The following is a 13,302-nucleotide window of genomic DNA, read 5'->3' as shown; positions in this document are numbered from 1 at the left end:
GAGCAACGGACTTCTAATCCGTGTGCCGGGGGTTCGAATCCTCCTAGCTGCGCCAATGCGGCACTAGCTCAGCTGGATAGAGTGTTTGGCTACGAACCAAAAGGTCGGGGGTTCGACTCCTCCGTGCCGCGCCAACATTTGTGAGCTGTCACCGCTAAGGTGACTTTTTTAATTTTGAGCTAGTGCATTTAAATTTATATTGAATAATTTTTAATTATGTGATATAATTGTTACAGTTATTATGTTGGAGGTGATATTATGGCAAATATAAAATCAGCACAAAAGAAGATTCGTGTTATCAATAAAAAAACTTTGGTAAACAAGATGAGAAAAAATGAGATAAAGACTTATATCAAGAAGTTTGAAAAAGCAATTGCTGAAGAAAACTACGATCAAGCACAAGAACTTATTAAGGTTATTGATAAAAAGTTATCTAAAGCTGCTCATAAGCATCTTTTGCATAAAAATAATGCAGCTAGAAAGATGAGCAGATTACAAAAAATGCTCAACCAAACTGCTTAATTAAACGACCAAGACACACTTTAAAGTGTGTTTTTCTTTTTATAGAGGAGATTTTATGGATACGACGGTTTGCTATATAAAGAGACAGAAAAGCTCTCCCGAAGAATTTCTTTTCATATATAGAAATAAAAAAGAAAATGATATAAATCATGGTAAGAATATAGGCATTGGTGGGCATATTGAGAACGATGAGACGCCTTATCAGTGCAATATTAGAGAGGTGTACGAGGAGACAGGATTAAAATTAAATTCAAGCACATATTTAGGACTTGTTATTTTTTCAGATTTATCAATAAGCAATCAGAGATTTTTAATGCATGTTTATTTTTCTGATAGTTATGAAGGCTCTGAAAATCTTCCTGCTTGCACAGAAGGAGAACTAAATTGGTTAACGGTTGATGAATTTTTAAATAGGCCTCATTTTGAAGGCGATGAGTATTTTTTGAAATATGCTTTTCGTGGAGAATTTTTCGGTGTTGTTGAGTTAGTATACAATAGTAATATTTTAACAAAGATTATTCATAATGGAAGGCTTGCAAAGTTATAAACTTTGCTTTTTTTTTGTTTTTTTGTTATAATTTTCTTATGAATATAAAAGAAGGTGTGTTATGAAAGAATTAGATGCAAAATATAATCCTCATGATTTTGAGGACAAGATATATCAAAAATGGGTTGATAATAATTTGTTTTCTCCTGAAGTAAACTGCGACGGAAAACCATATACTATTATGATGCCACCGCCGAATGTTACAGGAAATCTTCACATTGGACACTCCATGTATACGTTGCAAGATGTTTATATTAGATTAAAAAGAATGCAAGGATATAAGGCTCTTTGGCTTCCTGGAACAGACCATGCAAGTATTGCAACGGAGTCACGTGTTGTAAATAAGATTCGTGCAAATGGAAAGTCTAAAGAGGAACTTGGAAGAGAAGGTTTTCTGAAGGAAGCTTGGGATTGGACTCATGAACACGGTGGAAATATTATAAATCAACTTAAGAAGATGGGCTTTAGTTGTGATTGGGACAGAATTAAATTTACTTTGGATGAAAATCTTTCACAAGCGGTCTATACAGCTTTTAAACGTATGTATGATGACGGTCTTATTTATAAGGGGGACAGGATTATAAATTGGTGTCCTGATTGTAAGACTGCTATTTCAGATGCTGAAGTTAATCACGTTGATACAGATAGCAAGATTTGGGAAATCAGATATCCTTTTGCAGAAGGCGAAGGAAGCGTTGTTATTGCAACTACGAGACCTGAAACAATGCTAGGCGATTTGGCTGTTGCTGTAAATCCTGAAGACGAAAGATATAAGGATATTGTGGGGAAAAAAGTTGTTCTTCCACTTACAGATAGAGAAATTCCTGTTATTGAAGACAGTTATGTTGATATGGAATTTGGTACAGGTGTTGTTAAGATAACTCCGTCTCATGACCCTAACGATTTTGGGGTGGGAGAACGTCATAATCTTGGACAATTTGTTGTTCTTGACGAAGAGGCTAAGATGAATGAGAATGCCGGTAAATACTGCGGAATGGACAGATATGAAGCCAGAAAAGCAATTTTATCAGATTTAAAGGATTTAGGTCTTCTTGTCAGTGAGAAGAAACACGAAAATGCTGTTGGTCATTGTAGCAGATGTAAGACTGTTATTGAACCTCTTCTTAGCAAGCAATGGTTTGTTCGCATGAAAGAACTTGCAGAGGAAACATTGGATGCATTTGATAGAGGGGAACCGAAATTTTATCCTGACAGATATGGTAAAATCTATAAAAATTGGCTTTCAAATTTGAACGACTGGTGTATTTCACGTCAATTGTGGTGGGGACATCAAATTCCTGCATATTATTGCGAAGACTGCGGTCATATTCATGTCAGTGATAAGGATGTTACAGTATGTGAAAAGTGCGGAAGCACCCATTTGCATCGCGATCCGGATACTCTTGACACTTGGTTCTCATCAGCTTTATGGCCATTTGCAACTTTAGGTTGGCCTGATGAAAATAGTTCCGACTTCAAAGAATTTTTCCCGACGGATTTACTCGTTACAGGGTTTGATATTATTTTATTCTGGGTTATAAGAATGTGTTTCACTTCTGAATATTTCCTAGATACAATTCCGTTTAAAGATGTTTTGATTACCGGACTTGTTCGTGATAATCAAGGACGAAAGATGAGTAAGTCACTCGATAACGGCATTGATCCTTTGGAGATTATAGAAAAGTATGGAGCTGATGCACTCAGATTCAATATGGTTACCGGGAACAGCCCTGGAAATGACATGAGATTCGATGAAAAGAGAGTTGAAGCATCCAGAAATTTCGCAAATAAAGTATGGAATGCGTCGAGATATGTTCTTATGAATTTGAATGACGAAGATGACTCAAATTTCTCTTTAGAGGAATTGGAAGATAAGGATATTTGGATTCTTCAAAAGCTAAATTCGGCTATTGAAGATGTAAATAAGAATATGGACAAGTATGAAGTCGGTTTGGCATGTGACAGAATTAACAGTTTCATATGGGAAGATTTCTGCGATTATTATATTGAGTTTTCAAAGCCTGCTCTTTACGGTGATGATGAAAAATTAAAAACCAACACAAAGAAAGTTTTACTCTATGTTCTTATAAATTCTCTTAAGATTCTACACCCGATTATGCCTTTTATTACCGAAGAAATTTATTCGTCTATTCCAAATAAAGAGGATGAATATTTAATTACAGCTAAATGGCCGGAAGTCATAGACTTGGGCTCGAATTTAGATGCAGTTGATACAGTTGAAAGTATCAAGGACTTAATCAAGGTTATAAGGAATGCAAAGAGCACAAGAAATATTGAACCGTCAAGAAAGAGCGAATTGATTTTGGTTGGCTCAGATTCCCTTGCAAAAGATATAAAGAACAATGAGGCCATAATCGGCTCTCTTATAAAGATTTCTGAGATAAAGATTGAAGACAGTGAATTGGACGCTTCAAAATATTTGAAAGTTTCCATTCCTGAACTTGACGCTTATTTGCCTTTGAGTGAGCTTATAGACTATGAGAAAGAAGCAATTTCTCTTAAGGCAAAAATAAAGAATTACACAGAGGAAATTGAAAGACTTGAAAAGAAGCTTTCAAATGAAGGTTTTGTAAAAAATGCTCCGGAAGCTGTTGTAAATAATGAAAAAGAAAAACTTTCAAATTATAAGAGTTTACTTGATTCAGCAACTACGAGTTTAAATGATATTGAGAGTGCAAAATGAGAAAAACCGTATTATTTGACGAAAAGACAATAGTAAATAGAGTAAAAGAAGTTGCAGATGAAATTAATGGCGAATATGGGGACAAGCCTATAGTCGCAATTCCGCTATTAAGAGGTGGCATAATGTTTGCCACCGACTTAATACGAAATCTCAAGTGTCCTGTTGAAGTTGATTTTTTAACTACAAGCAGCTACGGTTTTAGTGACACCTCATCGGGCAACGTTAATATTCTTACTGATTTAAGAACCGATATTGAAGGAAAAGATGTTTTAATAATTGATGACATCATTGACACGGGCAAGACTTTATATAAAGTTAGAGATTTTTTAAAAACAAAGAATCCGAATTCAATAAAAATTTGCACAATGCTCGATAAACCTTCAAGAAGGGATGCGGATATAAGTGTTGATTTCTGCGGATTTGAAGTAGATGATTTATTTATAGTCGGTTATGGGCTTGATTATAAAAATTTCTACAGAAACATACCATATATTTTCGTTTTTGAAGAGGATGATAATGATGAGTGATGAAAATAAATTAAATGACGAAAAGAATGTTGAAGAAAAAAGCGAGTATAATACTGAGACGTCCGAAGAGATGACGTTTGAAAATAATGAGTATGAAAAAGCAAAAAGGTTTATAAAGTATGGGGTGCCGAATGTTACAGAGGGAAGTATAATCTATATATGTTTAACATTTTTATTTCTAACACTTGGGTATGTGACACAAAGCATTAATATTTATTTCGGTATTATTTTTACCGAAGTGGTAATCCTTGGGGTTGTATCATATTTTATAGCAAAATATAAAAAATATGATATGAATTTAACGTTTGCGCTAAATAAACCTAAAAGAGGAACCGTTTTAAGAAGCATCGGCACGATGATTCTTCTCTATCCTATAGTCGTGTTTTTTAACGGATTATTTTTAACTTTTATTACGAAATATATTCCTGTGCCGGAAAATATAAATGCGATTCCTGTACCAACAAGCTTTTTCTCATTTATTATTTCGATAATTCTATTCGCATGTTTGCCGGGAATTTTTGAAGAGCTGATTTTTAGGGGAGTCTTATTTAGAGCATTTGATAAATTAAAGCCTTGGAAAAGAATAGTTATAACGGCACTACTTTTTGGACTATTCCACTACAATCCTTTTAACTTTATTGGACCATTTATTTTAGGAATTGTTTTAGGATTTATAAGATATAGATCAAATTCAATTGTGCCGTCAATGTTTGCGCATGCTACAAACAATTCTATTGCAATGTGTTTATCATATATTCTTAGTGATAAAGCAGCTGAACTTGAAACGGCAAATGAATTGGATTTAGCAGCGAACCTATCACCATTCACAGCTATTATGATAGTACTACTTTATATAGTTATGATTTATGCTGTATACAAGCTTTTAACAAATTATCCGAATTACAAAGAAAATGTAAGTGTATTTTCGGTTATGACAGTGAAAGAATATATATTTATTGCTGTTATTATATTAATTTCTTTAATAATAATGTCATATATGGTTTATGTGCTTATTCATTCTCCGCTTTTAAAAAGTTAAATTATAATCTGTTATCAATTTATTGATAGATTGCACCTATTAATTAAAAATATAAAATTATTTAATATTTATTCAATAAAACACTTGACAGAACGGTGTTTTTCTGATAATATATTTAATTAGTGGGATGTGCTCCGATAGCTCAGTCGGTAGAGCAGTAGACTGAAAATCTACGTGTCGCTGGTTCGATTCCGGCTCGGAGCACCACTATATGGCGGCATAGCCAAGCGGTAAGGCATGGGTCTGCAAAACCTTGATTCGCCAGTTCAAATCTGGCTGCCGCCTCCACTATCTGACAATTCAGATTTTAAATTAATACGAGTATTGAGACGATTTCAAATATATACAGAGAGATTTTGGTTGATGAGAAAAATCATTTTGAAAGTACCGGCGTCTTTTACAGGCAGGAGAAATCCTGTACCGTCACCATTACGTTAATGGTTTGAGAAGTAATTAGGGTGGAACCACGAACAAAGACCAATCGTCCCTTTGGGGGTTGGTCTATTTTTGTATATAAATATAAGAAAGGAAAATAGTATGAGAAAATTAATTTTACCTGACAAAAGTGAAAGAGAATTTGATGAAAAACTTACAGTTTATGAAATCATCGGAGAAATATCAACAGGACTTCAAAGAGAAGCAGTTGGAGCACTGCTTAATGGAAAAACACTTGGAATGCAAGATGTTCCAAGTGAAGATGGAGACTTCAAAGTTTTAAAGTTTGAAGACAAAGAAGGAAAGCAAATTTTCTGGCACACATCTGCACACTTGATGGCACTTGCAATCGAAAGATTATTCCCGGGTGTAAAATTTGCAATCGGTCCATCAATAGATCAAGGTTTCTACTACGACTTTGATACACCACATAGATTTACACCGGAAGATCTTTTGAATATTGAAGAAGAAATGAAAAAGATTGTAAAAGAAGGTCATGAAATGGAACGTTACGAAATGGATCGTGACGAAGCTATTAAACACTTCAAGGAAATGGATGAAAAATATAAAGTTGATTTAATTGAACATTTCCCGGAAGGAGAAGTTATTTCTTTCTATAAACTCGGTGAATTTGTCGATTTATGTAGAGGACCGCATCTTAAAGATGTTTCAAAGATTAAGGCTGTTAAACTTCTTTCCATCGCCGGAGCTTATTGGCGCGGAGATGAAAATAATGAAATGCTTCAAAGAATTTATGGCATTACATTCCCGAAGAAGAGCGAACTTGATAGCTATTTAAATATGATTGAAGAAGCAAAATTGAGAGACCACAGAAAGATTGGAAAGGAATTGGATTTATTCTCATTCCATGAAGAAGGACCGGGATTCCCATTCTTCCATCCAAATGGAATGATTGTTAGAAATGAGCTTCTAAATTGGTGGAGAGGCGTGCTTCAAGAAAGGGGATATGGAGAAATTTTAACTCCGATGATTTTGAATGAAGAATTGTGGCACAAATCCGGACACTGGGATCACTACAAAGAAAATATGTACTTCACAAAAATTGATGATGCCGATTATGCAATTAAGCCAATGAACTGCCCGGGCTCAACAATCGTTTACAGAACAAATTTACACTCATACAAGGAATTCCCGCTTAGACTCTCAGAATTCGGTCTTGTTCACAGACATGAGCTTTCGGGTGCTTTACACGGACTATTTAGAGTTAGAAGTTTCACACAAGACGATGCTCACATTTTCTGTTTACCTGAACAAATTGAAGATGAAGTATTTAAAATGATTGACCTTGCTGATTATCTTTACAGCACGTTCGGATTTAAATATACACTTGAACTTTCCACAAGACCTGACGATTATATGGGAGATCTTGAAACTTGGGAAATGGCAGAAGGTGCATTAAAAGCAGCACTAGAAAAGAAAAATATGCCATATAAGATAAATCCTGGAGACGGTGCATTCTATGGACCTAAGATTGACTTCCACTTACAAGACGCAATTGGAAGAGATTGGCAATGCGGAACAATTCAACTTGATATGCAAATGCCTGTTAACTTCGATCTCACATATATCGATGCCAACAACGAAAGAAAGAGACCTGTTATGCTTCACAGAGCAATGTTTGGAAGTATTGAAAGATTCCTCGGAATTCTTATAGAACACTTTGCAGGAAAATTCCCTCTATGGATGGCTCCTGTTCAAATAGAAGTAATTCCTGTTTCTGAAAAAACAAACGAATATGCGGAAAAAGTATATGAAGAATTAAAAAACAAGGGATTCAGAGTTGAAATCGACACAAGAAATTCTCAAATGGGAGCAAAAATCAGAGATGCTCAAATGAGAAAAATAAATTATATGTTGATTTTGGGTGAAAAAGAAAGAGATAACGGCTCTATTTCAGTTAGAACAAGAAACAACGAAAACATAAATGACATCAAGTTGGATAAATTTATGGATGATTTAAGTGAAGAAATAAAAGAAAAGAGGATGGAAATATAATGAAAGAAGTTTTGAAATGGATTGATGATCATAAAGAAGAAATGATCTCAGACTTGGAAAAGTTGATTAATATAAATTCAGTAGAAGGGGAAGCTTTGACTGACGCACCTTTTGGTCAAGGACCGAAAGATGCACTTCTTAAATTTTTAGAGTTTGGAGACAGAGACGGTTTTTCTACTGAAAATTTGCAAAATTATGCAGGGGATATTGAATTTGGAAAAGGCGAAGAATCAATCGGTATCATAGCTCACGTTGACGTTGTTCCTGCCGGCTCAGGTTGGGACAGCGACCCGTTCAAAATGGAAAATGACGGAGTTTATTTAACAGGACGTGGAACCCAAGACGATAAAGGTCCTGGAATTGCTGCATACTATGCAATGCGTGCAATAAAGGAAACAGGCGTTCCAATAAAAAGAATTATTCGTTTAATTCTTGGAACAAATGAAGAAACACATTGGGGCGGCATAAATTATTATGTAGAACATAAAAAAATGCCGACAATGGGCTTTACTCCAGATGCAGAATTTCCGGTAATTTTCGGAGAAAAAGGAATTGTCACAGGAACATTGTCACTTTCATTTGACCTCAAAGATTCTGCTGTTAAAACATTTAAAGCAGGTAACGCACCAAATATGGTTCCTGATTATGCAGAAATTGTTTTAGATAAATCAAAAGTCAATTCCGATGCATTGTCAAATTTGGTAGATGGTCTTGAGTTAAAAGAAAACGGCTCAGATGTTGTCATTTCAGCAAATGGAAAAAGCGCCCATGGCTCAACACCTGAAGCCGGAAAAAATGCGATATCGATACTTTTAAAAGGGATTGAAGGCGTTTTTATGGCAGGGGATGAGTTTATAAAGTTCGTAGAATTTTATAATACAAAACTTGGTTTCACTTTCCATGGTGAGGGTCTTGGAGTAGACTTTGAAGATGAAAAATCAGGGAAATTAAATTTCAACATCGGAATGATTGAAAAATTTGAAGATAAGATAAATATTGTTTTAAATATGAGATTCCCTCTAACAGGCGTTACTAAGGAAGACATCAAAGCTCAAATTGAAAAGAGTACTGCTGACTTTAACGGAACTTTTGAGCAAACCGGAGGAGAAGACCCTCTTTATATTGATCCTGAAAGCAAACTCATAAAAATCTTAATGAGTGCATATCAAAATCAATCGGGAGACATGGAATCAAAGCCTATGGTTATCGGTGGTGGAACCTATGCAAAAGCAATGGACAATTGTGTTGCCTTCGGCTCTATGTTTAAAGATGATGAAGACAGAATGCATCAAAAGAATGAAAGAATCAAGATTGATAGACTTATGGATGCCGCAAAAATTTATGCAGAAGCATTATATACTCTTGCAACAGAAGAAAAAGTTTTATAATAAAAAATATTTGCAAAAACACTTGACAAATCATACTTTGGATGTTATAATCTAAATGTTGAATATAGAAAGCAGAAGGTGCTCTTCTCACCCAATCACGTTTTTTCAGTGCATTGGCGTTAATATTTCATTTTTTGATTTGTTATTTGAGAGCCCTTTTGGGCTCTTTTATTATGTTTTATATTATTATAAGGAGGTTTTAAGATTAAAGAATTAGAAATTAATGGTGAAATTAGAGACCAAAAAGTTAGATTAATCGACGCAGAAGGAAATCAATTGGGAATTGTCGATATTGATAAAGCACTTGAAGTTGCGGAGAATTCGAGCTTGGATCTTGTTAAAGTAGCTCCACAGGCGAAACCACCTGTGTGTAAAATAATGGATTATGGTAAATACCGTTATGAGCTTCAAAAGAAAGATAAGGAAGCAAAAAAGAATCAAAAGACAATTAGAGTAAAAGAAATCAAGATGTCCCCAACTATTGAAGAGCACGATTTAAAAGTTAAGGCAAATCAAGCTGTCAAATTTTTAGAAGGTGGAGACAAGGTTAAGGTCTCGGTAAAATTCAGGGGTCGTCAAATGGGACATACTGATCAAGGCAGGGAAGTGCTTGACTGGTTTTTCGATGAAATCAGTGATTATGCACAAATAGATAAACCCGCTAAATTAGAAGGTAGAAACATGGTAATGTATGTTCTGCCAAAATCAGAGTAAGGAGGATACTATGCCTAAAATTAAAACACATAGAGCTAGCGCTAAAAGATTTAAAAGAACAGCTAGTGGTCAATTAAAGAGACACAAAGCATACAAGAGTCATATTACAGGTAAGAAATCACAAAAGAGAATCAGACGCCTAAGAAAATCAACTTTGGTTAGTGCATCTGACATGAAGAGAATCGGTCAAATGATTCCATAGAGGGGGATAAGAAATGGCTAGAGTTAAAAGAAGCGTCAACGGACGTAAAAAAACAAAGAAAATTTTAAAACAAGCTAAAGGTTACTATGGTTCAAAATCAACACTCTACAGAACAGCTATGGAAGCTGTTATGAAGAGTCAGAACTATGCATACATCGGTCGTAAACAAAGAAAGAGAGATTTTAGACAACTTTGGATTACTCGTATAAATGCAGCAGTTCGTCCATATGGACTTAGCTACTCAAGATTTATTAATGCTCTTAAAAAGAACAATATCGAAATCAACAGAAAAGTTCTTTCTGATATGGCAATAAACGATCCAAACGGTTTCAAACAATTGGTTGAATCGGTTAAATAAACGCTCAAGCACTCATTAGAGTGCTTTTTTCTTGCATAAGATTAAAATTTATAGTATAATATAACAAGATAAAGGAGCGATTTTATGGATAATAATTTTGATTTAAAGGATTTATTTAAAATGATTTCGGATTCCACACTTTTAAATTTTTCTAAATATATAGAAGAAGATAAATTGTCCACGGTGCGCGAATTTTTCAATTTTGATATCGATTCATATTTGGAGTTGATGTCTATGCTATTGTATGATGTGAAAAATGGATATTATAAAAATATTGACAATAAAACCATTTGGTCTATATCGTTATTATTTATTTATATTATTTGTCCTGAAGATTTATTGGAACCGCTTATCGGTAAAAAGAATTTTATAAAATCGTTCTTGTTATTTTCATTCTCATTTATAAATATAAAAAAAGAATTAGATATTTATAAGGCTTTTTTGGAAGAACACAAGGTTGAAAAAGATAATGAGTTTGGAAAAATTACCTTCTATGACCATAGAGGGGAAAATTAATTTATGGAGGAAATATGAAGATTAGATTTTCAGTAGCTATACTTGTGATTCTACTTCTTTTTTCTAATATTATAAACGCTTCAGTAGATTATAAACCCATAAATGTAAAAGGAGAGATTGATTTAAATGATCCTTCTTTTATTGTTGTTGAATGGGATAATCCGGAGAATGTTTTAAATGATGAAAAGAGCGGTATTATTTCAAATGTAAAACTGAATATAGATTATAGAATTGACGAGAACAGTTTTGTTTCAGAAACAGGCGGACAAGTATTCAGTTTTGATATTAATCAAAAAAAAGTTAGAATAAACCCATTTATTCAAAATGAAATACTGAACGCTTTCAACAGTAGAGTTACGTTTAAATTGTATTATAGTTATGTAAAAGATGGTAAGGATACAAAGAGTGTATCGTTTGATACAATTGAGCTTGGCCACAATTCGTTTATTAAAGGTGGAAGGTCTTGGAGCAAAAAGGATGTAAATATTGCATCTGATCTTGGACTTATAGTTGACAGTATGAAAGAAGATATCAGTAAAGAGATTTCGAGATATGAATTTATAAAGATGCTTATGAGACTTGATGAACATATTGGAAAACATGAGTTTAGCTCTGCTCTTAAATTCAGCGATACAGACGATGTCGATGTTAACAATGCACTAAATTTAGGAATTGTAAAAGGCGGTTGGAATAACCGTTTTAATGGACAAAGTTTTTTAACAAAAGAAGCAATGTCGACAATAATATATAGGTATCTTACAATCAACAATAAGCTTGATGAAATCAAAACTACAGATTATAATCTTGTTGATTTATCGGAAGTTTCGTCTTGGGCACAGGAAGCGGTAACAACTCTTGCGTCGAAAGGTGTAATTAAAGGTGATGACAAAGGACTTATTCTTCCGAAATTTAATGTAACGAGAGAACAAGCGATAGTCATGGTTGTGAGACTATTAAATATCAATTAAAAAGATATGAATATGGATACATATTCATATCTTTTTTAGTTTGGAGCATTTGGATGCTGATATCTGATTAATTTCTTTTGTTTTCTAAGTCGAATTACTCTTGCGACTGATGTTGAAACTAAAATTGAAACACCGATTGCAATTGCTATAAATGCTGCTTCAAGTAACAGGCTTATACCTGGAAAAATGTCGCCTTCAATAAGTTTTAACATACCTTGATAAACTTTCAAACCCGGAACAAGTGGTATTATTCCGATGATTATGTAGTTTATTGCCGGGCATTTTTTTATTTTTGCAAAAATCTCGGTCATAAATCCAATTACAAGCCCGCTCATCAAAGTGCTGAAAACAGAATTTATTCCTATGCTTATTAAAAATTGAAAAAGAGTCCAGCTTGTTGATGAACATACAGCCGCCAATAATAGATGCCTCTTTTTAACTTGGAAAATAAAGCTGAATCCAAGCCCTGCAACAAAGCTGAGTGCAATAATTAAAAACCAATTATTCATTATAAACCTCCAAGTGCGTTAAAAACAGTCATACATACACCGACGCCAAAAGCGATTGCAATTCCAATCATTATCGCTTCTATACAACGTGCGGTTCCCGAGATTAAATCGCCGGTAATAAAGTCCCTCACACCACCTGTAAAAGCAACTCCCGGGACAAGTGGTAGAACTGAGCCTACAATTGTACTTTCAAGACTGCTTCCGAGTCCGATTTTGCTAAAGAAAATTGCAACAACCGAAACAATAAGGCTTCCGATAAAATTTCCTAAAAAAACTGTATTACTTGCTGCATTTATTATTTCGTTTAGGTGCAAAGCCAGAATGCTTGTAATTAATGTAGCTATGAAGTCCGTATAGTTTCCACCGATAAGAATTGCAAAAGCTGCACAGCTGATGCCGCATCCGAGACACATTAGCCAATAAGGATACGGGCTTTCATTTTCTATTATTTTCAGTTTTTCCATTGCCTCATCGGTTGAGATTTTGCCTTGTACATAAGATCTTGAAACTTCATTTACATTTTCTATTCTTGCTAAATTGGAACTTCTTTTTGGAATATTTTTAATGTAACAGTTGCCGTCTTTTAAGTTGTCTCCAAGAATAATAACAGTAGGGGAGACGAAAGTAGATATATTTAAAAAACCTTTCGAGGCAAGCATTCTTTTTATAGTATCTTCAGCCCGATAGGTTTCCGAACCGCTTTTAACCATTATTTCACCGGCGTATAGTGCGGTTCTGAAAATCTTGACTTCTTCATTAACATCCATAGTCTAACCTCCTTAAATATTATTATAAATGGATTAATCTTTTTTTTCAAGATTATACTTTTAATTTATTCGGTTTTGAGTTATTATAGT

General features: G+C 34.2%; 14 protein-coding genes and 3 tRNA genes. 15 read left to right on the top strand and 2 right to left on the bottom strand.

What is annotated here, in order from left to right:
- Positions 1-57 precede the first annotated feature (57 nt).
- The 15 genes from SPI61_RS01815 (at position 58) to SPI61_RS01745 (ending at position 11,936) form a co-directional block, all read left to right on the top strand.
- A tRNA-Arg gene (locus tag SPI61_RS01815) sits at positions 58-134 on the top strand.
- Between the two features lie 124 nt (positions 135-258).
- On the top strand, positions 259-522 hold the full coding sequence (rpsT, locus tag SPI61_RS01810) for a 30S ribosomal protein S20 (protein ID WP_321136436.1): 264 nt from the start codon (positions 259-261) through the stop codon (positions 520-522).
- A gap of 55 nt (positions 523-577) precedes the next feature.
- Positions 578-1,069, top strand: a complete 492-nt coding sequence (locus tag SPI61_RS01805; protein ID WP_321136435.1) for an NUDIX hydrolase — start codon at positions 578-580, stop codon at positions 1,067-1,069.
- Between the two features lie 61 nt (positions 1,070-1,130).
- Positions 1,131-3,773 (top strand): valine--tRNA ligase, encoded by a 2,643-nt coding sequence (locus SPI61_RS01800; RefSeq protein WP_321136434.1) that lies wholly within the window; start codon positions 1,131-1,133, stop codon positions 3,771-3,773.
- A complete protein-coding gene (gene hpt / locus SPI61_RS01795; protein ID WP_321136433.1) occupies positions 3,770-4,300 on the top strand; it encodes a hypoxanthine phosphoribosyltransferase in 531 nt (176 codons plus the stop codon). Before SPI61_RS01800 ends, hpt begins: the two co-directional genes overlap by 4 nt.
- The gene (locus SPI61_RS01790; protein ID WP_321136432.1) at positions 4,293-5,339 is read left to right on the top strand and encodes a type II CAAX endopeptidase family protein; all 1,047 of its coding nucleotides are present in this window, start codon (positions 4,293-4,295) and stop codon (positions 5,337-5,339) included. The genes hpt and SPI61_RS01790 overlap by 8 nt, the downstream gene beginning before the upstream one ends.
- Before the next feature lie 131 nt (positions 5,340-5,470).
- Positions 5,471-5,546: transfer RNA gene (locus tag SPI61_RS01785), tRNA-Phe, on the top strand.
- 6 nt (positions 5,547-5,552) lie between these two features.
- Positions 5,553-5,627: transfer RNA gene (locus SPI61_RS01780), tRNA-Cys, on the top strand.
- Positions 5,628-5,876: 249 nt separating this feature from the next.
- Positions 5,877-7,790, top strand: a complete 1,914-nt coding sequence (gene thrS, locus SPI61_RS01775) for a threonine--tRNA ligase (RefSeq protein WP_321136431.1) — start codon at positions 5,877-5,879, stop codon at positions 7,788-7,790.
- Positions 7,790-9,178, top strand: coding sequence for a dipeptidase PepV (gene pepV, locus SPI61_RS01770; protein ID WP_321136430.1), 1,389 nt, complete (start codon positions 7,790-7,792; stop codon positions 9,176-9,178). Before thrS ends, pepV begins: the two co-directional genes overlap by 1 nt.
- Positions 9,179-9,382: 204 nt before the next feature.
- Positions 9,383-9,892 carry a translation initiation factor IF-3 gene (gene infC, locus SPI61_RS01765; RefSeq protein WP_321136438.1) on the top strand — a complete coding sequence of 170 codons (510 nt, stop codon included), beginning with the start codon at positions 9,383-9,385 and terminating at the stop codon, positions 9,890-9,892.
- A 10-nt stretch (positions 9,893-9,902) separates the two neighbouring features.
- Complete coding sequence (gene rpmI, locus SPI61_RS01760; protein ID WP_321136429.1) at positions 9,903-10,094, top strand: 50S ribosomal protein L35; 192 nt, start codon at positions 9,903-9,905, stop codon at positions 10,092-10,094.
- A 13-nt stretch (positions 10,095-10,107) separates the two neighbouring features.
- Entirely contained in the window at positions 10,108-10,452 is a 345-nt protein-coding gene (gene rplT / locus SPI61_RS01755) for a 50S ribosomal protein L20 (RefSeq protein WP_321136428.1), read from the top strand.
- An 84-nt stretch (positions 10,453-10,536) separates the two neighbouring features.
- Complete coding sequence (locus SPI61_RS01750) at positions 10,537-10,968, top strand: hypothetical protein (RefSeq protein ID WP_321136427.1); 432 nt, start codon at positions 10,537-10,539, stop codon at positions 10,966-10,968.
- Positions 10,969-10,982: 14 nt separating this feature from the next.
- Positions 10,983-11,936 carry an S-layer homology domain-containing protein gene (locus tag SPI61_RS01745; protein ID WP_321136426.1) on the top strand — a complete coding sequence of 318 codons (954 nt, stop codon included), beginning with the start codon at positions 10,983-10,985 and terminating at the stop codon, positions 11,934-11,936.
- Between the two features lie 35 nt (positions 11,937-11,971).
- On the opposite strand, the gene SPI61_RS01740 is transcribed toward SPI61_RS01745, so the two are convergent.
- Both SPI61_RS01740 and SPI61_RS01735 read right to left on the bottom strand, forming a co-directional pair.
- On the bottom strand, positions 11,972-12,445 hold the full coding sequence (locus SPI61_RS01740) for a threonine/serine exporter family protein (protein ID WP_321136425.1): 474 nt from the start codon (positions 12,443-12,445) through the stop codon (positions 11,972-11,974).
- Positions 12,445-13,212 (bottom strand): threonine/serine exporter family protein, encoded by a 768-nt coding sequence (locus SPI61_RS01735; protein ID WP_321136424.1) that lies wholly within the window; start codon positions 13,210-13,212, stop codon positions 12,445-12,447. The genes SPI61_RS01740 and SPI61_RS01735 overlap by 1 nt, the downstream gene beginning before the upstream one ends.
- Positions 13,213-13,302: the final 90 nt, after the last annotated feature.

The sequence above is a fragment of the Ezakiella sp. genome (assembly GCF_034180565.1).
Taxonomy (GTDB): Bacteria; Bacillota; Clostridia; order Tissierellales; family Peptoniphilaceae; genus Ezakiella.
The sequence above is the reverse complement of the archived record's forward strand: the minus strand, read 5'-3'. Positions and strand labels throughout refer to the sequence as shown.

Excerpts from the sequence above, each read along its gene's own strand:
- SPI61_RS01745 (WP_321136426.1), top strand. The coding sequence starts at position 10,983 with ATGAAGATTAGATTTTCAGTAGCTATACTTGTGATTCTACTTCTTTTT.
- pepV (WP_321136430.1), top strand. The coding sequence starts at position 7,790 with ATGAAAGAAGTTTTGAAATGGATTGATGATCATAAAGAAGAAATGATC.
- SPI61_RS01735 (WP_321136424.1), bottom strand. The coding sequence starts at position 13,212 with ATGGATGTTAATGAAGAAGTCAAGATTTTCAGAACCGCACTATACGCC.
- hpt (WP_321136433.1), top strand. The coding sequence starts at position 3,770 with ATGAGAAAAACCGTATTATTTGACGAAAAGACAATAGTAAATAGAGTA.
- rpmI (WP_321136429.1), top strand. The coding sequence starts at position 9,903 with ATGCCTAAAATTAAAACACATAGAGCTAGCGCTAAAAGATTTAAAAGA.
- SPI61_RS01800 (WP_321136434.1), top strand. The coding sequence starts at position 1,131 with ATGAAAGAATTAGATGCAAAATATAATCCTCATGATTTTGAGGACAAG.
- SPI61_RS01750 (WP_321136427.1), top strand. The coding sequence starts at position 10,537 with ATGGATAATAATTTTGATTTAAAGGATTTATTTAAAATGATTTCGGAT.
- SPI61_RS01790 (WP_321136432.1), top strand. The coding sequence starts at position 4,293 with ATGAGTGATGAAAATAAATTAAATGACGAAAAGAATGTTGAAGAAAAA.
- rplT (WP_321136428.1), top strand. The coding sequence starts at position 10,108 with ATGGCTAGAGTTAAAAGAAGCGTCAACGGACGTAAAAAAACAAAGAAA.
- SPI61_RS01740 (WP_321136425.1), bottom strand. The coding sequence starts at position 12,445 with ATGAATAATTGGTTTTTAATTATTGCACTCAGCTTTGTTGCAGGGCTT.
- rpsT (WP_321136436.1), top strand. The coding sequence starts at position 259 with ATGGCAAATATAAAATCAGCACAAAAGAAGATTCGTGTTATCAATAAA.
- SPI61_RS01805 (WP_321136435.1), top strand. The coding sequence starts at position 578 with ATGGATACGACGGTTTGCTATATAAAGAGACAGAAAAGCTCTCCCGAA.
- thrS (WP_321136431.1), top strand. The coding sequence starts at position 5,877 with ATGAGAAAATTAATTTTACCTGACAAAAGTGAAAGAGAATTTGATGAA.